The 21,300-nt window shown below is 62.2% G+C and carries 22 protein-coding genes and 1 tRNA gene; 9 read left to right on the top strand and 14 right to left on the bottom strand.

From position 1 onward, the window contains the following. Nucleotides 1-282 precede the first annotated feature (282 nt). The 3 genes from AC04SH_RS25175 (at nt 283) to AC04SH_RS25165 (ending at nt 2,720) form a co-directional block, all read left to right on the top strand. Nucleotides 283-750, top strand: coding sequence for a GNAT family N-acetyltransferase (locus tag AC04SH_RS25175; RefSeq protein ID WP_488577178.1), 468 nt, complete (start codon nt 283-285; stop codon nt 748-750). 27 nt (nt 751-777) lie between these two features. Beyond that, complete coding sequence (locus AC04SH_RS25170) at nt 778-1,161, top strand: ACT domain-containing protein (RefSeq protein WP_142869675.1); 384 nt, start codon at nt 778-780, stop codon at nt 1,159-1,161. A 125-nt stretch (nt 1,162-1,286) separates the two neighbouring features. Continuing rightward, complete coding sequence (locus AC04SH_RS25165; protein ID WP_488577084.1) at nt 1,287-2,720, top strand: aldehyde dehydrogenase family protein; 1,434 nt, start codon at nt 1,287-1,289, stop codon at nt 2,718-2,720. 76 nt (nt 2,721-2,796) lie between these two features. Here the strand turns inward: AC04SH_RS25165 and AC04SH_RS25160 are convergent, their stop codons facing one another. Further along, nucleotides 2,797-3,162: a hypothetical protein gene (locus tag AC04SH_RS25160; RefSeq protein ID WP_488577083.1), complete on the bottom strand. Its 366-nt coding sequence runs from the start codon at nt 3,160-3,162 to the stop codon at nt 2,797-2,799. Between the two features lie 49 nt (nt 3,163-3,211). On the opposite strand from AC04SH_RS25160, the gene AC04SH_RS25155 reads away from it, so the two are divergent. Then, nucleotides 3,212-3,406 (top strand): aldehyde dehydrogenase family protein, encoded by a 195-nt coding sequence (locus AC04SH_RS25155; RefSeq protein ID WP_477236591.1) that lies wholly within the window; start codon nt 3,212-3,214, stop codon nt 3,404-3,406. 111 nt (nt 3,407-3,517) lie between these two features. Here the strand turns inward: AC04SH_RS25155 and AC04SH_RS25150 are convergent, their stop codons facing one another. The 8 genes from AC04SH_RS25150 to AC04SH_RS25115 all read right to left on the bottom strand — a co-directional run bounded on the left by AC04SH_RS25150 (nt 3,518) and on the right by AC04SH_RS25115 (nt 12,559). Beyond that, nucleotides 3,518-4,828, bottom strand: coding sequence for an HlyD family type I secretion periplasmic adaptor subunit (locus AC04SH_RS25150; protein WP_477236593.1), 1,311 nt, complete (start codon nt 4,826-4,828; stop codon nt 3,518-3,520). Then, the gene (locus tag AC04SH_RS25145) at nt 4,825-6,561 is read right to left on the bottom strand and encodes a type I secretion system permease/ATPase (protein ID WP_477236595.1); all 1,737 of its coding nucleotides are present in this window, start codon (nt 6,559-6,561) and stop codon (nt 4,825-4,827) included. The genes AC04SH_RS25150 and AC04SH_RS25145 overlap by 4 nt, the downstream gene beginning before the upstream one ends. Nucleotides 6,562-6,595: 34 nt before the next feature. Further along, nucleotides 6,596-6,997: a hypothetical protein gene (locus tag AC04SH_RS25140; protein ID WP_477236597.1), complete on the bottom strand. Its 402-nt coding sequence runs from the start codon at nt 6,995-6,997 to the stop codon at nt 6,596-6,598. A gap of 73 nt (nt 6,998-7,070) precedes the next feature. Next, complete coding sequence (locus tag AC04SH_RS25135) at nt 7,071-10,412, bottom strand: M10 family metallopeptidase C-terminal domain-containing protein (protein ID WP_488577082.1); 3,342 nt, start codon at nt 10,410-10,412, stop codon at nt 7,071-7,073. A 342-nt stretch (nt 10,413-10,754) separates the two neighbouring features. After that, on the bottom strand, nt 10,755-11,093 hold the full coding sequence (locus AC04SH_RS25130; RefSeq protein WP_488577081.1) for a hypothetical protein: 339 nt from the start codon (nt 11,091-11,093) through the stop codon (nt 10,755-10,757). After that, on the bottom strand, nt 11,094-11,258 hold the full coding sequence (locus tag AC04SH_RS25125) for a hypothetical protein (RefSeq protein ID WP_477236603.1): 165 nt from the start codon (nt 11,256-11,258) through the stop codon (nt 11,094-11,096). 280 nt (nt 11,259-11,538) lie between these two features. Next, nucleotides 11,539-11,715, bottom strand: a complete 177-nt coding sequence (locus AC04SH_RS25120) for a hypothetical protein (protein ID WP_477236605.1) — start codon at nt 11,713-11,715, stop codon at nt 11,539-11,541. A 193-nt stretch (nt 11,716-11,908) separates the two neighbouring features. Beyond that, on the bottom strand, nt 11,909-12,559 hold the full coding sequence (locus tag AC04SH_RS25115; RefSeq protein WP_477236607.1) for a hypothetical protein: 651 nt from the start codon (nt 12,557-12,559) through the stop codon (nt 11,909-11,911). Nucleotides 12,560-12,751: 192 nt separating this feature from the next. Between AC04SH_RS25115 and AC04SH_RS25110 the strand changes: the two genes are divergently transcribed. Then, a complete protein-coding gene (locus tag AC04SH_RS25110; RefSeq protein ID WP_488577080.1) occupies nt 12,752-13,900 on the top strand; it encodes a hypothetical protein in 1,149 nt (382 codons plus the stop codon). A 175-nt stretch (nt 13,901-14,075) separates the two neighbouring features. On the opposite strand, the gene AC04SH_RS25105 is transcribed toward AC04SH_RS25110, so the two are convergent. From AC04SH_RS25105 to AC04SH_RS25090, 4 genes are all read right to left on the bottom strand, one after another. Further along, nucleotides 14,076-14,606, bottom strand: a complete 531-nt coding sequence (locus AC04SH_RS25105; RefSeq protein WP_192253100.1) for a J domain-containing protein — start codon at nt 14,604-14,606, stop codon at nt 14,076-14,078. Nucleotides 14,607-14,725: 119 nt separating this feature from the next. Continuing rightward, entirely contained in the window at nt 14,726-14,878 is a 153-nt protein-coding gene (locus AC04SH_RS25100) for a hypothetical protein (protein ID WP_477236611.1), read from the bottom strand. Between the two features lie 163 nt (nt 14,879-15,041). Further along, nucleotides 15,042-15,115 (bottom strand) — tRNA-Gln (locus AC04SH_RS25095). Between the two features lie 136 nt (nt 15,116-15,251). Further along, the gene (locus tag AC04SH_RS25090; RefSeq protein ID WP_477236613.1) at nt 15,252-16,184 is read right to left on the bottom strand and encodes a lysylphosphatidylglycerol synthase domain-containing protein; all 933 of its coding nucleotides are present in this window, start codon (nt 16,182-16,184) and stop codon (nt 15,252-15,254) included. Between the two features lie 285 nt (nt 16,185-16,469). Here AC04SH_RS25090 and AC04SH_RS25085 point away from each other — a divergent pair, with 285 nt between their 5' ends. Both AC04SH_RS25085 and AC04SH_RS25080 read left to right on the top strand, forming a co-directional pair. After that, nucleotides 16,470-17,810: a Ppx/GppA phosphatase family protein gene (locus tag AC04SH_RS25085; protein WP_477236615.1), complete on the top strand. Its 1,341-nt coding sequence runs from the start codon at nt 16,470-16,472 to the stop codon at nt 17,808-17,810. 229 nt (nt 17,811-18,039) lie between these two features. After that, a complete protein-coding gene (locus AC04SH_RS25080; protein ID WP_477236617.1) occupies nt 18,040-18,837 on the top strand; it encodes an RlmE family RNA methyltransferase in 798 nt (265 codons plus the stop codon). Between the two features lie 11 nt (nt 18,838-18,848). Here AC04SH_RS25080 and AC04SH_RS25075 read toward each other — a convergent pair whose 3' ends face one another. Further along, on the bottom strand, nt 18,849-20,270 hold the full coding sequence (locus AC04SH_RS25075; RefSeq protein WP_488577079.1) for an MFS transporter: 1,422 nt from the start codon (nt 20,268-20,270) through the stop codon (nt 18,849-18,851). A 229-nt stretch (nt 20,271-20,499) separates the two neighbouring features. On the opposite strand from AC04SH_RS25075, the gene AC04SH_RS25070 reads away from it, so the two are divergent. Then, nucleotides 20,500-20,745 (top strand): type II toxin-antitoxin system Phd/YefM family antitoxin, encoded by a 246-nt coding sequence (locus AC04SH_RS25070; protein WP_112563531.1) that lies wholly within the window; start codon nt 20,500-20,502, stop codon nt 20,743-20,745. Then, a complete protein-coding gene (locus tag AC04SH_RS25065; RefSeq protein WP_477236621.1) occupies nt 20,742-21,197 on the top strand; it encodes a PIN domain-containing protein in 456 nt (151 codons plus the stop codon). Before AC04SH_RS25070 ends, AC04SH_RS25065 begins: the two co-directional genes overlap by 4 nt. Nucleotides 21,198-21,300: the final 103 nt, after the last annotated feature.

Below are 21,300 nucleotides of genomic sequence, written 5' to 3'. Positions count from 1 at the left end.
TTAGAATAATCGATTTTTACGAACGATTGCTGACGATGGAACACCTCCCGAATTCGACAGGCTGGGCCAATCTCAAAATCTTGACGGGCCGCGGTGCTTGCTCCAGCGTGGCCTCATGTTCGTTTTCTCGCTCGCCATCGCCAAGCGACGTCGCCTCTGCACGATGCGGAGCGGCAAGCCGATTGCGCGACGACAAAGACCGGCACGATAGATCCGATCCGGTTCGTTCGTTTCCCGCCCCGCCGCGACATCCGCCGGCGGGGTTTTCATGTCTGGAGCCTTATCATGACCAATTCTTCCATCCGGTTTCGGCCGGCCGAGCGCGCTGATGCCGCCGCGATCAGGGATATCGTGCGCGCCTCCTATGCCAAATGGGTGCCGGTGATCGGCCGCGAGCCGCTGCCGATGCGCGCCGACTATGACAAGGCGGTTGCCGAACATCCGTTCGATCTCGCCGTCGAGGGCGACCGCATCGTCGGCATGATCGAGACCATGCTGGAGGACGATCACCTCTGGATCGAGAATGTCTGCGTCGCGCCGCAGGCGCAGGGCAGGGGGATCGGCCGGCTGTTGCTGGAACGCGCCGAGCAGAAGGCGCATAAGGCCGGCCGCCGCGAATTGCGCCTGCTGACAAACGGCGCCTTCGAGGCCAATGTATCGCTTTACAGGAAGCACGGTTACGCGATCGACCGCGAAGAGCCGTTCATGAACGGCACGACGGTCTATATGAGCAAGAGATTGACGCGATAGCGGGCAATCGGAGGCATGGATACGACGATGGCAGTCAGGGTCCGGTTGAAGCCACTCTCGGGGCGGTATGCGGTTTCGCGCCTCGAAGCAAAAGAGAGCATTCCTGGCTGGGCCGACGGACCGGGCTTCGTCAGCATCACCAGGACCGAGGACGAGCTTTCGATCACCTGCCTGCAGGATCGCGTTCCGGGCACGGTCAAGCACGACGGCGACTGGGTCGCCTTCAAACTGCAGGGTCCCTTTGCCTTCGACGAAACAGGCATCGTGCTGTCGGTAATAAAGCCATTATCGGAAAACGAACTCGGCATTTTTCTGGTATCCACCTTCGATGGCGACCATCTGCTTGTCAAAGTGAAGGATGAAGCTGCGGCAAGGGGCCTTCTGGTCGCGGCGGGGCACACGCTCCTGTAGCCGCCTGGCTCAATCGCCCACCCTTGCGTTTGACATCGCTCTTGCCGCGTCGTTATCTCTGACGCGATACGACGATCCGGCGATCGCCCCCCAATCACATCAGATATCCCGCCCAAGGAGAAACCATGTCACACAATCTGCAGTTCTATATCGATGGCGTGTGGGTCGATCCTGTTGTGCCCAACACACTCGACGTCATCGACCCCTCGAACGAAGATGCCTTCGCGCAGATTTCGCTCGGCTCCAAGGCCGATGTCGACAAGGCGGTTGCCGCCGCCAAACGCGCCTTCGACACATTCGGCTTCACTTCGGTCGAAGAGCGGCTCGACATCCTCAACCGCGTCATCGACATCTACAAGAAACGCAGCCCCGATCTGGCGCTGGCCGTGTCGCGCGAGATGGGTGCGCCGCGCCGGATGGCGCTCGACAGCCAGGTCGGCGTTGGGCTGGCGCATCTGCAGAAGATGGCCGAAGTGCTGAAGTCGTTCGAATTCCGCCACATCAAGGGCTCGTCCCTGATCGTCAAGGAACCGATCGGCGTCGTCGGCCTGATCACGCCGTGGAACTGGCCGCTGAACCAGATCACCTGCAAGGTCGGTCCCGCGCTCGCCGCCGGCTGCACCATGGTGCTGAAGCCCAGTGAAATCGCCCCGCTCGACGCCATCATCTTCGCCGAGATCATCGACGAGGCCGGCGTGCCGAAGGGCGTCTTCAACCTCGTCAATGGCGACGGCCCCGGCGTCGGCCGGGCGCTGTCCAGCCACCCCGACATCGACATGATGTCGTTCACCGGTTCGACCCGCGCCGGCATACTGGTGGCCAAGGCGGCCGCCGACACGGTCAAGCGCGTGCATCAGGAACTCGGCGGCAAGTCGGCCAACATCCTGTTCCCCGATGTCGACCTGGAAAAGGCCGTCGCCAAGGGCGTCGCCGGCTGCTTCAGCAACTCAGGTCAGTCCTGCAATGCGCCGACCCGCATGTTCGTGCCGCGCGACCGCCACGACGAGGCTGCCGGCTATGCCAAGACGGCGGCGGAAAAGTTCACCGTCGGCCCGGCCGATGCGGCCGGCACCAAGCTCGGCCCGGTGGTCAGCCAGACCCAGTTCGACAAGATCCAGGACCTGATCCAGGCCGGTATAGGCGAGGGTGCGACGCTGGTCGCGGGAGGCCCCGGCCGTCCGGCCGAACTCAACCGCGGCTACTATGTCAGGCCGACTGTCTTCGCCGACGTCACGCCGGACATGCGCATCGCCAGGGAAGAAATCTTCGGGCCGGTGCTGGCGATCATGCCTTATGACACCGTGGAGGAAGCCATCGGCACTGCCAACGACACTGTCTATGGGCTGGCCTCGTACATTCAGGCCAAGGACATCCAGAAAGCCCGCGAAGTCGCCGCCCGCATGCGCACCGGCAATGTCTACATCAACTATCCCCAGTGGGACGCCGGCCTGCCCTTCGGCGGCTACAAGCAATCCGGCAACGGCCGCGAATACGCCGAATACGGGCTCGAGGATTTCCTCGAGATCAAGGGCATCGCGGGCTACGAGGCGGCAGAGTAGGGCAGGGAGACAAGGCCCTCGCTAGCTCCAATGCAATCGAAGGGGCGCGGTCTCGGCCGCGCCCTCGCTAGTCTCGTCAACCGGGTCGCCGCCCGGAGATGGACCGCCGCTTGTCATAGCCGCGGTTTGTCTCGATGATTCCAACCATGGCGCGGGTGAATTCGACCATGCTGTTTGCTGTGATGGCTGCATCGTCGGGACTCTGGCCGACATGCTCGGCGGCTCCGCAACATGATCGGCGGATGCTGTCGTAGTGCGTAACTCTTTCATCGTCAGGCAACGCCGCCAGATTGAGGGCGCGACCGTGGATCATGCGCAATAGCTGCGCCAGTGCGGTTTCGACACTCATGCGTTTTACTCCGCATCGGTCGAGCGTCGCGGCACACAAATAGTGCCGGATCGTCGATCGGAAATTGGTCCCGATACGCAAAGGCTCGATCATACTTATTAATATATCGTTGAATGCTAATATGCGTGGCCGTACCGATTGAGTGCGGAGACGTTGCGAGCAGATCGGCGCCGCCAACGACACCGTCTATGGGCTGGCCTCCTACATCCAGACCAAGGACATGAACAAGGCCCACGAAATCGCCGCGCGCATGCGCACCGACAACGCCTACATCAACTTCCCCACCCCGGGACGCTGGCCTGCCGTTCGGCGGCTACAATGCCGAATACGGGCTTGAGGATTTCCTCGAGATCAAGGGCATCGCCGGCTACGAGGCGGCGGAGCTGGAGCTACCCCTTCGGGTCGGCAACCAGCCGGTCCCGATGCTTCAGCTCTCAAAAGTCCGCCGTCATTCTTCCCGGAAAGCTTTTTGGATCTGATCCGACAGCGGCTTCACCAGATAGGAAAGCATCGTCCGATCGCCCGTCGGGAAGAACACTTCGGCCGGCATGCCGGGCGCCAGCGCCAGCCCGCGCAGCTTGGCGACCTCCGTTTTCGGCAGCGTCACCCGCGCAACGTAGAAGGCTGCTCCGGTGCGCTCTTCGGTGGTGAGATCCGCCGAGATCCGCGACAGCGTCCCGGTCAGTTCCGGCGTGGTTTGCCGATTGAAGGCCGACAGGCGCAAAATCGCACTCTGGCCCATCGTCACCTGGTCGATATCCTGCGGTGCAATATGCGCTTCAACGGTCAGGTCGTCCGTTACCGGCACGATCTGCATCACCTGTTCGCCGGGCGTGATGACCCCGCCGATCGTATGCACGGCCAACTGCAGCACCACGCCATCCTGCGGGCTGCGCAGATCGATGCGCTTCAACTGGTCCTCGGCCGCTACCTTGCGTTCGACGAACTCGGAGATCTTCCCTTGCGTTTCGCGTAAATCGGTCGCGACCTCGCTGCGAAGATCCTGGTCGATCTGGATGATCTGCAGTTCGATCTCGGCCGCCTTGCCTTTCACCTGGGCTATTCCCGCGGTCAACTGCCCATGCTCGCCTTCGAGCCGCACCGCGTCCCGTTCCAGCGCCGTCATGCGCTCGATTCCTATCAGCTTGCGACGCCACAGGGACCGCACGCCTTCCAGCTCGATCTGGATCAGCTCGATCTCGCGGCGTTTCGCCTGCAACTGCTCGGTCAGACCGGCGGTCTCCTGCGTCAACTGGGCGATCCGTTCGCGCAATTGCGATCGCTGGCCGGACCGCGCCTGGCGCCGGAAATCGAACAGCGATTGTTCTCCGGCCATCGATGCGGCGACACCGGCTTCGTCGCGCCGCGATGTCAATACTTCCGGAAAGCTGATCGTGTCCTTGCCGTCACGCTCTGCCTCCAGGCGCGCCAACCGTGCATAAAACTCATCCAGACCTTTTGAGACGATCGCCAGGTTGGCGCGCGTTGTCGTCTCATCCAGGCGCACCAGAATATCGCCCGCTTTGACCCGGTCGCCTTCACGCACCCTGATCTCGCCGACCACGCCACCCGTCGGATGCTGAACCTTCTTTACATTGGAATCGACCACCAGCCGGCCAGCTGCGATCACCGCACCCGACATTTTGGTCACTGCCGCCAGGCCGCCAACACCGCCGACGAGCAGCAGACAGGTAGCAACCCCAGCCACGAGATAGCGGTGGACCTGCCTATGATGCAAAGCGGCTCTGTCCTCGCTCATGCCGGAACGCCTCGCTCGGTGGCGGCAACGACCTTGAGCGGTGCTGCCGATCGGAACACCTTGTTCAGCACCTCATCCTTCTGACCGAAGGCCTGCACATGCCCATTGGCCATCACCAGCACGGTATCGACATTGGCCAGGACAGTGGACCGGTGCGCGACGACGATGACGATGCCGCCGCGGTCCCTGATGCCTTGGATGGCGGCGGACAAGGCGACTTCACCCTCTGAATCGAGATTGGAATTCGGCTCGTCCAGGATGACCATGAACGGATCGCCATAGAGAGAGCGCGCAAGGGCGATGCGCTGCCGTTGCCCCGCCGACAACGACGCGCCGGCTTCGCCAACCCGTGTGTCGTAACCGTCGGCCAGATGCACGACGAGATCATGCACGCCGGCGGCCTTGGCCGCCGCAAGCACCATATCGGATGACGTATCCGGGTCGAAGCGGGCGATGTTCTGCGCAATCGTTCCGTCGAACAACTGCACATCCTGCGGCAGATAGCCGATATGTTTGCCCAGCTCGTCGGTCGGCCACTGGTCAAGCGTCGCGCCGTCCAGCCGCACGGCGCCCCGCGCCGGCAACCAGACACCGGCAAGCGCACGCACCAGCGACGATTTACCGGAAGCGCTCGGGCCGATGACTCCCAGACCCGCTCCCTTGGCCAGTGAAAAATTGGCGTCCCACACCACCGGCGTCCGTTCGCCCGGTGGCGCGACACTGACATTCTCAACCGCCAACGCGCTGACAGGCGCAGGCAGGGTTACGCCGGTTGCGCCTTCGGGCAGCGCAGCCAACAGCTGCTTCAGGCGTGCCCAGCTTTGCCGCGCCGCAATGAAGCCCTTCCAATGCGCTATCGCCAGTTCGATCGGAGCCAGTGCTCTTCCCATCATGATCGAGCTTGCAATCATGATGCCGCCGGTCGCCTCTTGCTGGATGACCAGATAAGCGCCAATCGCCAGCATGGCCGATTGCAGCATCAATCGCAGGATCTTGGAAATCGTGCCAAGCGTTCCCGCCACATCGCTGGCTGCCGCATGGGCGTTCAGGTACTCGGCATTGACGGCATGCCATCGCTCGGCGATACGCCCGCCAAAACCCATGGCTTGCATGGCCTCGGCATTGCGCCTTGTCGCCTCGGCCAATGTGCTGCGGACGGCTGCGTGCTGTCCGGCGATCCTTGTCGGGCCGCGGGTCCGGAATTCGGCCAGAAGCGTCAGTGCAAACAGGACAACGGCGCCAGCAAGCGCGGTGACGCCGATCCAGAAATGAAAAATGAAACAGATGCCGATATAGAGCGGCATCCATGGCAGGTCGAACAGCGCGGTCGGCCCGGGACTGCCGATAAAGGCGCGAACCTGATCCAGATCCCGCAAGGGCTGCAGTCCGTCACCGGAAGGCTTGGCGCGCAGCGGCAGGCGCATCAGCGCCGAATAGACCGACGGGCTCAGCTTTGCGTCCAACCCCTGTCCCAGCCGCACCATGAGGCGAGAGCGGATCAGCTCCAGCACCCCTTGAAACACGAACAGTGTTCCCGCCAGCACCGCCAGGCCGACCAGTGTCGGCACGCTGCGACCCGGAACGACCCGGTCATAGACTTGCAGCATGAAGAACGAGCCGGTCAGGGTCAGCACGTTCACGACCCCGCTCATCAGGACAATGCCTGAAAAAGCACGTCGAAACGACGCCAGAATTCCGACCAGCGTAAGCGGCGGCGATGGCGTCAGCTGCATGCGAGCTCGCAATCAGGATATGGCATCTCGCCCCTCAATACGTAACTGCCTTGAGTGTGACATGGACGGGTAAGCCCGCCTCGAACTGGGCGCTGCCCCGCGCCACCAGCCAGCCGTCCGCACGCTCCAGGCGGGCAACGACCTGCAGCGTCGGTGAAGCCGTCGAGTTTGCGGGCAGGGGCAACGAAAATTCTATCGTCTTTGACCCGCCCTCGCTTTTGAGACTGGTTTTCGCGGCCCGACGTCGCGCACTGTCCTGAATGGCGAGGTCCTCGAGATAGATCTCGAGACGACCTTCCGGGATAGCCTTGCCGCCCACGAACGTGACTGCGCCGCGAATATCTGTCGACTGCGCAGCGGCTGCTCCGGCTGCCCCGGCGGCCGCGGCGACAGCCGCAACTCCTGCGGCCATCAATACTGTGCGGCGGTCGGTCATTGCGTCCTCTCCCTTTTCGCTGCGGCGACGCGCTTCAGGAGGGAAGCCTGAAAGCCCCCCTCCTGGTAACGCGTTAGATGACAATGAAGTCCGCAGCCGAAAGATCCAGATTTGTGTTCAGGTGCGCAAATTGAATGGCTGCTTCCTGTCCAGAACCATCGGCGTCGTAAGACAATATTCCATTGTCGGTATCGTAGATGATGCGGTCGTCGGCATCATGAGCAGCACCGGCTGCACTCTTGTAGAATGAGCCCAGGGCGAGGGCGCCGTCGCCGCCAACGCTGGCAAAGATCAGGTTGTCCAGCAGGATCGTATCGTCGGCGACCTTGAAGTCCTTGATCCAGTCGATATTGCCGTTCCCGAGTTCTGTCGAGAAGCGGAAATAGTCCTGGCCCGCGCCGCCGGTCAGCGTGTCGGCAGCCAGCCCGCCATCCAAAAGGTCGTTGCCGCCGCCGCCGTTGAGCGTATCGGCGCCCGCAACCCCCGGCTGAGCCGGCGCGGGCGGGAATTCGACCGATACGTTCAGCTTGTATGTCGAGCCGTCCGGCACCTCTTCCACCCAGCCATCGCCCGGAGCCGTGTCCGACCAGCGGCCTTCCAGAATATAGTAGGTTCCGGTTTCCTGAACGATGAAGCTCGTGCTCGAATCCCGGCCGTTGTTGGAGCCCGGGTCGTTGCCGCCATCGTCGTTCTGGGCGACGACATTGCCGTCGCTGTCCAGTAGCCTGACGATGCTGTCATGGACATTGGGGTCGGCAATTCCATCGATGTCGATGGTGATGATCGTGCCGGCAGCCAGGTTGATGCTGTAATATCCGCCCAGGCCGTTCCCGGTGGCGTCGACGGTGGTGTGAAGGGTGGTCGTCGAATCGAAGATGTCGGGGTCGGCGGCCAGCGAGAAGTTGTTCGAGATGTCGAAGGCGGTTGAGGTCGAATTGTTCGTCGCATCGGGTCCGAGCGTGGCGTAGCCGGTGCCCATGCCCGGGCGGGGCGGAGCATCGCCCTGATAGGCGAAATCGCCGAGCAGTGTGTCATCGCCGCCGCCGCCGTCGATCTTGTCCACGCCGCCCTGGCCGGTCAGCACATTGGCCGAACCGTCGCCCGTCAGGCGATCGTTGAAGCCCGAACCGGCCAGATTTTCGATCGAGATATAGGTGTCGCCGCCGGATTTGCCGCCACCCAGCTTAAGGCTGAGCCCGCTGGTCGCGTCGGCGTAGTCCGCCGTGTCGCTGCCGGCGCCGCCATTCAATGTGTCGGCGCCGCCACCGCCGGTCAGCGTGTCGTTGCCGGCGCCGCCGGAAAGTTTGTTGGCCTGGGCGTTGCCGATGAGATGGTCGTCGAAGAAGGAACCGACGGCGTTTTCGAAGCCGGCGAGGATGTCGTGCCGGATAACGGTGCCGCGCCCGACGATCTGCACCGGGCCATCGCCGTCGCCGCCGCTGGCCGTGCCATTGGCGAGGTCGATCGTGACACCCGAGGAACTGCCTTCGTAGACGACCGTATCGATACCGGCGCCCCCATCCAGATAGTCCTGGCCGGCGCCGCCGATGATCGTGTCGTTGCCGGCCTCACCGTACAGGATGTCGCCGTCATTGCCGCCATCCAGTATGTCGTTGCCGCCGCCGCCGTTGAAATAGTCGCCACCGCCCCGGCCCCAGAAATGATTTGCCGCCGACGTACCGATGAAGCGGTCGATGCGGTCATCGGAGCCGATCAGGTTCTCGATGCTGTAGAAGGTGTCGCCCGTGGCGGTGCCGCCATTGGCAACATTCGTCTCGAGGTTGACGAGCAGCTGGAAGGGGCTCTCCTTGCTGAAGTCGACCGTGTCGACGCCTGCGCCGCCCCTGAATATGTCGATGCCGTCCTGGCCGCTCAGCGTATCGTCGCCGGCGCCGCCGTCGAGGATGTCGTTGCCCTGGCCGCCGAGGATCGTATCGTTGCCGCCGCCGCCATAGAGCGTGTCATTGCCGTCGTCGCTCTCGGTCTGGTCTTCAAGGTCGGCGACGTCGATGGTGTTGTTGATGTCGCGGCTGGCGAGCGAGTCGCGGCCGCCGATGATGAGGTCATCGCCGCCCTGACCGAAGATCGTGTCGTTGCCGGCGCCGCCGTCGAGCGTATTATTCCCATTGTCGCCGAAGATGACACTGGTCATCGTGTTGTCGCCGATGATGGGAGGCGTTTCGCTGCCGCCATCTCCCGGTTGGAGTGTCGACTCGTCGGCGTAGATGATGTGTTCGACGTTGGCGATTTTCCGGATATTCAAGTTCCGGGACAGCAGAACGACCGTGTCATTGCCACCATTGGCTTCCTCGCGCACGATGTCGTCGAGGGAGTCGACGAAATAGATATCGTCGCCGCCATTGCCGGCCATGCGGTCGCCGCCGCCGCGGCCATCCAGCACGTTGTTTCCGTCATTGCCGATCAGGACGTCGTCATGACTGCTGCCGATGCCGTTCTCGATGTAATAGTCGGTCCCATCGGCGTTGTGCCCGGCAAAGATCGACACATTGTTGCTGTGGCCGTTGACGCTGGAGAATTGTCCGGCGCGCAGGTCAAGGATCGTGCCCGCTGTCGAGCCGGAGAAGTCGATCGTGTCGGTTCCGCCGGTGTCATGGATGACAAAACCGATATCGTGTTGCATGCCCGAGGCGCTGAGCCGGTAACCATCCACGGTACTGCCGAAGCCGTAGACATTGTCGCCCGTGTTGAGGTCGATATGCTGATAGGTGCGCACCCCGTTCTCGTCGACGGTCGAGAAAAAGCGGCGGATGACAGCCTCGATGTCGGCCATCATCGGCGTTGACGCCGACCAACGGGTGGTTTCACCGACATCGATCCCGTCGAAATAGGACATGACGCTGTATTGCTGACGGTCGTAGGTCCAGGTCGCGTTGTTCAGATAGTTGATCTGGACGCCGCCGGGACCGCTGTAATTGTAGAGGCCGGGATGGTTCAGGCCGAACTCATGACCGAATTCATGGATGAAGGAATCGAAGACATAGCCCCCAATGGCCGTCTTGTTTTGCTCGGTGTCATGGAAACGCTGACCTATGCTGACATAGCGGTCGTTGGAATAGGCGCTGCCGTCGTCTTCCTCGCCCAGTTCGGGGCTGACAACCTGCATCCAGTCCGTTGCGCTGTTGTAGGGCGCATCGTCGACGATTTCGAACTTCAAAGGCGTGACAAGCGCCCACATCTGCAAGGCGCCGATCGCGGCGGCCTTGTACTCGGGATGATCATTGAGCTCGGTGACATTGATCCTAAGCGTTCCCGCCGCGATCGCCGGCGTCAGCGACCGGTCCAGCGCTCCAAGGTAGTCGAGGTAGGACTCGTAATCTTCGCTTTTGCCATACGGGTTATCCGGCGTCTGGTCGTTGACCCACCATTGATCGCTGGTCTGGCTCGGGTTCGGCATCCTTGGGACTCCTTGTCTTACAACCGTGGCAATTGCGGCTGTACGGTTTAGCTGTTGCCAACCACCGACAAGCATCGTTAGCGCTTGCCAGTCGAGCCCCGTCCCAATGCCAACAATGCTATTGGAATCTTCGCTTGTCTACCCGCTATTCGCGCTCAATACATAAGAGATTATTGGCGCGCTTGTCTCGGCGGATTTTGAGATACTGGCTTGGCGTTGGTTAAGCTCGCGCTAATCTATGTTGGCACCTGCCCGACCTTAGCCAGCCTGCAAGGCCAAGGTGCTGGGACACTAGATGCCCGGCTGCTGCCAGAAGCTGGCAGCAAAAAGCGCAGGCGTGCTTCAGGAACCCGTCCGGCGTGCGAAATGTTCATACGTTACGCGCCAGGGGTCGCTCTCGGCGGATCTCTCCTCGCCGATCCAGTGAAAGCTGTCGGCGGTGATCTCGGTGAACCGCCACCGGGCCTGCAGACCGCGCGAGTCATCGCCGATCTGGACAATGTCCTTGCCCTCGGCCCGCCCGATCTGGCGCGAATAGTCCTGGTTGAGCGGATCGCTCCAGATGATGTGCCAGCCACCGATCCCGGGATCGAAGACGCGCAAGGTCGTGCCATACATGGTGGACTGGGAAGGGCGCCTGGGCCTGATCCAGATGTCCTGAATGGCGCGGCCTTCCAGCACTCAGCCAAAGTGACATTCGCCGTCCATTTTCTCAGCTGTGCCGTCGTTGCGGTGGTGGATCGTCTCCATGTCCCAGCTGCCAACCAACCATCCATAGAGGTTCATCTCTTTCGCCCGGTCGGCCGGGGGACCTTCAGATCCGAGAGCGGTGAGAAACGTCATCATGCTGGTCTCCGGGGCAAGCCGCGCCAAGACGCCGGGTCACAACCATTGCAGCGTTGAGGGTTCCCTCGTCTTGGGAAAAATTGCTGTAGTGCCGCGGCTGCCAACCTTCCGCGTTCGCGCCATTCCAGGTCAATGCGCGAATGCTAATGTAGCGATGGCGGGTACCCCAATGCCCGCCTGGCCGGCGCCTCCTCGGGCAATCTCTTGGATGAGCGGCGCCGGCCGCCGGCTTGGGCGGCGACCATATTCCTGCCGCAGGAATGTCAGACCTGGTAGGTGGTTATTGCTGGGCAGTTTTGGCAGGCATTCCGATATCGGTCTGTATTCCCAGAACGTCCGCAGCCCAATCGCGCAGTTCCGGAGAAGCATCGCCCGATTTCATGATCGACACGGCCAGTGCTGCCATGTCTGCGGGCGGCTTTTTGCTGGAGGTCGCAAAGGCGAAATAGCCGGCCATGATGGCGCATCCTACCGAAATGACCGGTGGGACGATCTGGAGTGTCGTCAAAGCTATTACGCGCCAGCGTCCGGATCGGCCGGGTGCTGGAACCTCATCCTCATCCACAAGGTCGACCATGCTGCTCTGTCCAAAAGCCGCGAGAACACAATCCGTAAGGATGATCTACATTAGTTAAAATGCGGATAAATCTTTATTGGCTGTCGTCGCCCTGGTCGGTCCGTTTTGGCGGGGCTTCACCTTGCCATCCGGCCAGCTCCGGCAGGTCGTCAAGCCAGCTCTTCTCTGTCAACGTGGATTCGCCGGCCACAGGAACAGCCTCGGTGGCGTTTTGAATGAGCCAGTCCATCCACTTGCGATAGGCAATCGGGGTCAATTCGGGCGGCAGCACCTTGGCCTTGGCCAGCATGCGTTTGCGGAAACTGAGCTGCCGGCGCAGTTTGGTCGTCGTGAATTTTATCGCCTTGCCCTGGTATTCAACCGTCCAGCGCCCATCGCCGTGGCTGGTGAGCCTGTCGATGGCGAAACCGGCATCGACCGGCCTGTCGCGCCAGGGAAGCTCGACGGCATTCCGCCTCAGATCGAGTGCCCATCGCCTGTAGTCGGCCCCTGCGCGCTGGGGCGGCAGCACACCGGCCTGTTCGAGGATTTTCCTGCGGAAAGTAGGCTGCTTCTTGATCTGCCCGGTGGTCAGCTCGATGCGATGCCCACACAATTCGACATGCCAGCGGATCCTGCCATTGCCGACATACTTCACCAGCCTGTCGATGACGAACTCCTCATCGGAAAGCGTCACGCAGCCTTGGCGCATGCTTTCGAGAATGTACTGGCTATCGGTGGGCATGACGCGGCCTTGGGGAGGAACCTTTGACGAAGCTTAGCCAGTACCACAAACCAGCCGCCACCAATCTTTTTCGCTCCGGGAATCTCGCCCCGAGCGGCCGGTTTGCGGCTGGCCATCTGTGATACACTTCATTGACGCAGCGTGTCGCCCGGTGCTGTAGTATTGGGCACGAAGAGCCTTGATGGCGACCCCATGAGCGACACCAGCGCGAACAGCAAAGAGGTCGACGCCACCGCGACGCGGGCCTTCGGCATCGAAAAATATCTGTTCAAGAAGATCCCCTGGGCGCTGGGTTTCATGGCTCTTGCCATCCTGGTCCTGTTTCTCGCGCGCGGCGGCGACAGCAGCGACGATAGCGAGGCGAGGGTGGTCGCATTGTTCATCATCTTTGCCAGCCTCGTCTACATCGGCTTTGCCTTTCATCGTCGCAACAGCCCTCGAAAGCCGATGCTCGAGCTGTCTCCCGCCGGTATCCTGTTCCGTATCGCAAAGAACAAGGAACTCCGCATTCCGTGGACCGAGATCCACGGTCTCGAACTGATCGACATCAGGGGGGCGAAGGGTCATATCTTCCGCGACGTGACGGCCGCGCTTGTGTCGCGGGAATTTTTCGACGCCAACAATCCGGTCAAATCGTGGTGGGGGCGGGGTCCCGGTTGGGACGTCCACTTCGTTCCCAGGGACGAGATGGTGCAAGTCGCCTTCCACCACGACCTGCTGACCGTAACGGCCGACGAGTTGTGGCAGGAAATAGAGACGCGCTGGCGCGTATTCAGCGGCAGCCCGTCTGCGCCGCTGCTGGCGACGCCGCGCGTGGTCAGGGAGCGCGGCTGGATTTTCGGCTGGAAGCCGACACCGCCGCAGCAGCGCGCCGGTGCCGCCATGCTGGCCGTCGCAGCTGTGGTCCTGATCTATTTCTGGCAATATCTGCACGCCTGGATCACCTTTCCCGATTTCAACGGGGATACCGGCACGTATTATCTGAGCCAGGCATTCGACCAGACCGGCGTTTATGCACGCCTCCCCGGCAAGGGCGTGGTTATCCTGCGCCGTAGCGATTTTTCCGGGATCGGCGTGACGCGCTGCCGCAGCGACGTCGAGCGCGATGCGGCCCGCAGCGGGCTGACCCCAGCCTACACCGCTTTCGCCATCTGCTCGACGGAAATGCCGCACGTGTCAGGCGTAGCGGTTCGAGCCATCTTCAAGCTCGCCGGGCGGACGTTCACTTCGAAGGACTGGCAGGACAAGCCGGTCGAATACAGGGCGATCTCGCCGGTGGAAATGAGCGTCGAGGAGGCCAACGCCAGGCTTTGCGAGCTCGGCGTCTGCGCGGACGCATAGCAGCCGAAAAACTCCCTCGCGTTAGGGTTTTGACCGCCGGACCTGCCAGTAGCCCAGAGCGTTTCACCGTTTAACGAAAACGGCGAAAAGCTCTATCTCTTTGTTTTGACGCAATTCCCGACGGAAAACCGCTCACACTTTTCCTGGAATTGCTCTAGGTCAACGGTTCAGTGTTCTACGATCCCAGGAGCCGAACGCTGCTATCGCGACGCAGTTCGGAATCGGCGCGGTCGACGCCTTCAACCGTGATCGCGATTGTCCCGTTCTCAATTCTTGCGATCCATCCCTTCGCCTTCATGTACCAGAGATGGAACTCGAGATGCTCTCGCGGACAGCCCAATAAGCGTTCGATTTCGACGTCGCCAATGCCGGGATTGCTGACATCCTGGCGGCGCTTCACATAGAGCAGAGAAAGCAGTTTGGCCTGGACCACAGCGTCCTTCTGAATGCCTTTGCCGTCGCTTGCTTCCTCGGCCAATTGAAGGCGCAGACCGGCATGCTCTCGATAGGAGATGTCGTATTGAGCGCGCTTGACCGGATCTTTCAGGACGTTGTGTGCTTCAACTATTTCACTGAAGCGGGCTTCATTTCCGGTTTGCTGATTGTCGGGATGATAGCGCATCGCAAAATAGCGAAATATTCGCTCAAGCGTCTCCGAGTTGGCGTTCGGGCTGATCTCCAAGAGTTCGTAGTAATCGACGAACAATGCGCTGCTCCCTCAAACATCGCCCCCGAAAAGCCAGGAGCCTGGGCCGCCTTATCTGTTGTGATCCAGGCCCTCAACCGTCGGGTTTTCTCGGCGATGTTGCACTTGCTTAAGGCGGGTCACAAGCCGGACTTTGGTCCCGGCCTGGTGCCAGATACCGGCAAGGCAATAAACGCGCTCGCCTTGTCCTGATAATCAGCGGCAGGCGGCCAATCCGGCCCGGTGGTGTTCCACAGGATGAGCTCTGCCTTCTTGCCGGTGATTTTCCCCATCGATTTTCAACAGTGGCTCATGGACGTCAACTGCAAGGCGGTAAAGAAGCAGCTGAAGAATGACTCGTCCGGCGATGCCTACGCAAAACATCAACATATGCCGAGCAGTTAAACAAAGGGCCGCTATACGGGGCTCTCTATCTTTGCCTCTGGGGAAGCGACTTGGCTGGGGAACCTGGATTCGAACCAGGACTAACGGAGTCAGAGTCCGTGGGTCTACCGTTAACCTATTCCCCAGCAGGCGCTGTCGCGCTGGTGGGCCGCCGATGCAGCCGCGCGTGCCTTGTAGCCGCCGCCGGAAAATAGTCAAGCCTGCGTTGCGTTTCAATCATGGGCTTTTGGTTTGCTCCGTCGATGCGCGGCGGGCAGGGCGCTACGTCTCGCCGCGGCTGTATTGCGAATGCTCGAAGAACAGCACCACGCCAAGCGCGATCAGCAGCGGGATGATCAGGTAGAACAGGCGGAACACCAGAAGTGCGGCCAGCACGCCGACCGGGTCCATCTGCGACAGGCCGGCCAGGAACACGACCTCGAACACGCCGAGTCCGCCCGGCGCGTGCGAGATCTGTGCCACCGAGAACGACACCAGGAACACGCCGAGGATGACGAAATAGCCGGGATTGCCGGCCACGGGCAGGGCAAAGAAGATGATCGCCGCCGCCGCCAGAAGTTCGATCGGCCCGATCAGCAATTGCCGCACCACGATCGGCAGCGCCGGGTAATGCAGCTGGAAGCCGGCGATTTTCAACGGCTTCAGGTGCAGCCAGCTGCCGAAGATGTAGGCGCCGACCAGAATGAGCAAAGCGATGCCGGCGACGATCGCCAGCCCGCGGTGGGGCGCGCCGGAAAAGCGGCCGATGATTGCAGGCTCGAACACCAGCACCAGGCCGCCGACCAGCAGGCTGGAGAGCACGAAGGTGATCCAGCAGATCGCCACCAATATGCCGACATCCTGGCCGGTCAGCCCCCTGGTGCCATAGGCGCGGTAGCGGATCACCGCGCCCGATAACACCGAGCCGCCAATATTGTGCGACAGCGCGTAGGTGGTGAAGGAGCAGAAGGTGACGAACAGCCACGATACCTTTTTGCCGATGTGCAGCAGTGCAATGTGGTCGTAACCGGCAAGCGAGGCATAGGCGACCACCGAACTCAGCGCCGCCAGCACCCAGCCGCGGGTGGGGATGGCGACAATGCCATCCCAGACATCGTCGAGCGAGATACCGCGTAGCTCATGCCACAGCAACAGCAGCGAGAAGATCACCGCTGCAATGCCGATGACCGGCCACAGATAGCGCCTCCAGTTCATGGAGTTCTCGTCATGCGTTGCTGCCCATCGCCCAGGCGGGCGTGAAAAAATCCGCGATTCACCAATATTGCCCCTCATTTCAGAAATGCCTCATTGAAGCCGGCTATTCAACCGGACGGGCCCGCTATTCAACGCCGCAGGCATTGCCGCTGCATGATGCCGGCAAAATTTGCCCCGCTGCTCTTGGTGATCCGGTCCCGCACTGCTACTCTGGCGGCAACTTAAAACATTTAGGTGCCTGCTGCGTCCGGTTTCCCGGTTCGCGCGGCGCCGGAAGGACCCGAAGTGGAAGACCACGACACCGGCGCAGGCGCGCCGGAAGTGGGCGTGTCCAGGGCTTCGCCGCCGTCAGGCGGGCCAAGCCCATCCGCCGGGCGGCCCCGCCAGGCGGGGCCCCAGTCTGGTAACGGACAGGCCGGTGACGCCCAGCCTCAACGAGGCAAAACGAGAAAGCGGCGCAAGCGCCGGCGTGGACGCAAGGTTTTTGCACGCGATGAGCTGGCGGTATCAGCCCATCTCGTTGCGGCCGGCCCGCCGGCCGTCAGCATCGCCCCGACCCCTGTGGCCGCGCCTCCGGCTCCGCAGCCCAAGCCCGAACAGCCAATGCATCGGCCACCGATGCAGGAACTGCCGGTGTTTGCCGCGCTCGATCTCGGAACCAACAATTGCCGTCTTTTGGTCGCGGTGCCGCAGCGGCACGGCCAGTTCCGTGTCATCGACGCCTTTTCGCGCATCGTCAGGCTGGGCGAGGGGCTGACCGCCAACGGGCACCTGAGCCAGGCGGCGATGGACCGCGCCGTCGAGGCGCTGAAAATCTGCGGCGACAAACTGCGCAACCGCAAGATCAAGAAGGCGCGGCTGATCGCCACCGAAGCCTGCCGCACCGCCGACAATGGCGTCGAGTTCCTGCAGCGCGTCGAGCGCGAGGCCGGCTTGAAACTCGAGATCATCGACCGCCAGACCGAGGCCCGCCTTGCGGTGTCGGGCTGCGGCTCGCTGGTCGAGCGCGACACACAAGGCGTAGTGCTGTTCGACATTGGCGGCGGCTCGTCCGAAATCGCGCTGATCGACCTCACCGGCCAGCGTTCGCCGCGGCTTGCCAACCACATCGTGTCATGGACGTCGCTGCCGGTCGGCGTCGTCTCGCTGGCCGAGCGTTTTGGCGGCCGCACGGTGACGCGCGAAATCTTTGCCGCCATGGTCGAGGACGTCGCCGTGCGGCTGAGGTCCTTCGACGGCCGCGACCGGCTGAGCCATGTGCTTGCCAGCCCAAAATTCCATCTGCTGGGCACATCCGGAACGGTGACGACGCTGGCTGGGGTCCATCTCGACCTCGAACGCTACGACCGCCGCCGGGTCGACGGGTTGTGGATGGACCGTGACAGCGTCGATCGCATGGTCGAAAGACTGGTCGGCTGGGATTTCCAGCAGCGCTGCGCCAACCCGTGCATCGGCGCCGACCGCGCCGACCTCGTGCTGGCCGGCTGTGCTATCCTCGAAGCCATCCGCGCGGTATGGCCGTCGGAACGACTGCGCGTTGCGGACCGCGGTCTGCGCGAAGGCATTTTGAGCGAGCTGATGGCCGATGACGGCGTCTGGCGCAACAGTGGGCGTGGCCGAGCATGAACAGTCGACCCCCACTCCGTCGAGCTTCGCTCGACACCTCTCCCCCGATCGACGGGGGAGAGGAAAGGCGCGAGCTTAGGCTGGCCGGCTCCCTTCCTCTCCCTCCGGAGGGGGGAGAGGTGGCGCCGCGAAGCGGCGACGGAGTGGGGGAAGCCCTTCGCGAAACGCGAAGCCGCCGAAAAACTGCCGCAACGCGGCGAGTAAGAAATGTCAAACAAGAAATAGCGTTATGACCAAGAAGCCAGAAAAGCCGGGCTCGGCCAGCATCCGCGTGTTGAAGACGCGGATCAAGAAAAAGAGCGGCCTGAAGGAATCGTCGCGCCGCTGGCTGCAGCGCCACATCAATGATCCCTATGTCCAGAGGTCGAAGGCAGATGGCTACCGCTCGCGCGCGGCCTACAAGTTGATCGAGATCGACGACAAGCATCATCTCTTGAAGCCCGGCATGAAGGTCATCGACCTCGGGGCCGCGCCCGGCGGCTGGTGCCAGGTGGCGGCCGCGAGGACGAAATCGACGGCGGAGAATCCACATGTCATCGGCATCGACTATCTCGAAATGGATGCCGTGCCCGGCGCTCCCGTGCTGCTGATGGATTTCCTCGACCCTGAAGCACCGCAAAAACTGGCCGAAGCGCTGGGCGGCGACCCTGATGTCGTGTTGTCGGACATGGCAGCACCCACCACCGGCCACAAGCGAACCGACCACATCCGCACCATGCATCTGTGCGAGGTGGCAGCCGATTTCGCGCTGGCGGTGCTGAAGCCGGGCGGGCACTTTTTGGCCAAGACCTTTCAGGGCGGCGCCGAAAACGAGCTGCTTTCGATGCTCAAGAAGAACTTTCGCTCGGTCCACCACGTCAAACCGCCGGCGTCGCGCGATGAGTCGGTGGAGCTGTATTTGCTGGCGAAGGATTTTAAGGGGCGAGAGGCCGGTCCGCCGTCAGGTGGATCGGAACGTCCAGTGGACGTTCCGAAGGACTCGAGCGCCCGGAGCCATGGCGGAGGGCCGGGGGACGCCGACGCCTGATCGGGCCGCCGCTACTTCCCAGCCGTGCTCACCGACTCCAGCGTCTTCGGCCTCGTCAGCCGGCCATGCCCAGACACCCCGTTGCCGGCGTCCGGCGCCAGCCGCATGAACGATATTGACGCCGCCGCCGACACCGCCGCCACCATGAAAAACGCGATGTGGAAATCGCCAAGCGTCAGCGGGCCGCCATGGATCGAGGTCGACACTTCCAGTATGCCGCCGGCCAGTGCCACGCCGAGCGCGATCGACAGCTGCTGGAACACCGCCGTGATCGGCGTTGCCTTGCTGGTGTCCTCGGCCGACACCTCGGCATAGGACAGCGCGTTGACGCCGGTGAAGAACATCGAGCGGATGAAGCCGCCGACGAGCAATATGGCCAGCATCAGCGCGTAGGGCGTTTCGGGCGTGAACAGGCCGTAGATGGCGATCGATGCGGCGGCGATCAGCGAGCCCCAGATCAAAACGCGGCGGAAGCCGGCTAGCCGGAAGATCAGCGCTGTTACGAACTTCATGCCGATGGCGCCGATGGCCGAGACGAAGGTGATCATGCCCGACTGGAACGGCGTCAGCCCGAAGCCGATCTGGAACATCAGCGGCAACAGGAACGGCACCGCGCCGATGCCGATGCGAAACAGCGAACCGCCGAGCACGGAAGAGCGGAACACCTGGTTGCGGAACAGTTCCAGCGCCAGCAGCGGGTTTTTGGCGCGCCGCGCATGCAGGAGGTAGAGTGCGCCGGAAATCAGCCCGACCGCCACGGTGATAAAGCCGATCGCCGGCGGCAGGTAGGGCAGGCTGACCACCGACAGGCCGAAAACGACGCCGGAGGCCGCCAACCCGCTCAGCACGAAACCGACGAAATCAAGCGGCGGCGTCTCCATCGATTCCGTCTGCGGCAGGAAGCGCGTCGCCAGCCAGATGCCGATCAGCCCGATAGGCACGTTGATCAGGAAAATCCAGTGCCAGGTGAAATAGGTGGTGATGAAGCCGCCGATCGGTGGTCCCACAAGCGGGCCGACCAGCGCCGGCACCGTCAGCCATGACATGGCGGCGACCAGTTCGCTTTTCGGCGTCGCGCGCACCAGCACCAGGCGGCCGACCGGCGTCATCATGGCGCCGCCTATGCCTTGCAGGAAGCGCGAGACGACAAAGGCCGGCAGCGAATTGGAGATGGCGCAGGCGACCGAGCCCAGGATGAACACACCGATCGCTGCCCGAAACACGTTCTTGGCGCCAAACCGGTCGGCCATCCAGCCGCTGATCGGAATGAAGATCGCCAGCGACACCAGATAGGCGGTCAGCGCCAGCTTGAGCGCGATCGGGCTGGTGTGGATGTCGACGGCGATCGCCGGCAGCGATGTCGCGATGACGGTCGAATCCATGTTTTCCATGAAAAGAGCGACCGCCAGTATGAGCGGAATGATGCGGTTCAACGAACGCGTCCGAACTGGGCAAAAGGTGCGTGCCGACCGGGGCAAGCCGACACGAAAAGGCGGTTATCACGCCTTTACCCGTATGTCGCATGAATTTGCTGTCACTTTTGTGCGACCGCCTGCTCACGCGGGCATGGCAGCGTTCCAAGGCAAGCAGAGAGGAATAGCTCTTGCGAAAGGCGACGCGGCGCATTATTGTAGTGAATATAACTACTATATGGGCTTTATCATGGAAGAGGCCGTTTCGGCAGCCGATGCCAACCGCAAATTCTCGCTCCTCCTGCGCGGTGTTCGGGAAGGGCAAAGCTATGTCGTGACCAGCCATGGACGACCCGTTGCGCGGATCGTGCCCGCAGGGCAGCCCGACGCCGTGGCTTCCCGCTCGCGCACCGCGCTGCTGTCGCGCCTCGAACGCCAGCCTGTATTAGAGGCCGGGCGCTGGACCCGCGACGAGCTTTACGAGGACGAGCGGTGAAGGTCGCGCTTGATACCAACATCCTTGTCTATGCGGAGGGGATCAACGGAGCCGAGAAGCGTGACATCGTTTTCGATCTGCTGCGCGACATGGCGCAGGAGGCCGCCATCATTCCGGTCCAGGTGCTCGGCGAGCTGTTCACCGTTCTGACACGTAAGGCCGGACGGTCGCGCACGGAAGCCCGTGACGCCTTGTTGAGCTGGCGCGACGCGTTTCCGGTTGTCGGCACCACACCGGAGGTGATGACGGTGGCGGCCGATCTCGCGACCGATCACCATTTCGGCATCTGGGACGCAACTATCCTGTCCGTTGCCTCGCAAACCGGTTGCCGGCTGCTGCTGTCGGAAGACCTGCAGGACGGCTTCACCTGGGGCGGCGTAACGGTTGTCAATCCTTTCGCATCGCCGCGCCATGCCTTGCTCGATGCTCTGCTGGGCAAGTCCGCCGAATAGGCAATCACCCGCTTTTCATCGGCGCCGCGACGTGTTACCAGCCAGCGCCAATCCTGAAAGGGAAGAAACGAGTCGGCGCTGTCCATTGCGGTCCAGCGCTTTT

The sequence above is a fragment of the Mesorhizobium sp. CNPSo 4688 genome, assembly GCF_057784295.1.
Note: the sequence above shows the minus strand (reverse complement) of the source record. Positions and strands in the feature narration are given on the sequence as shown.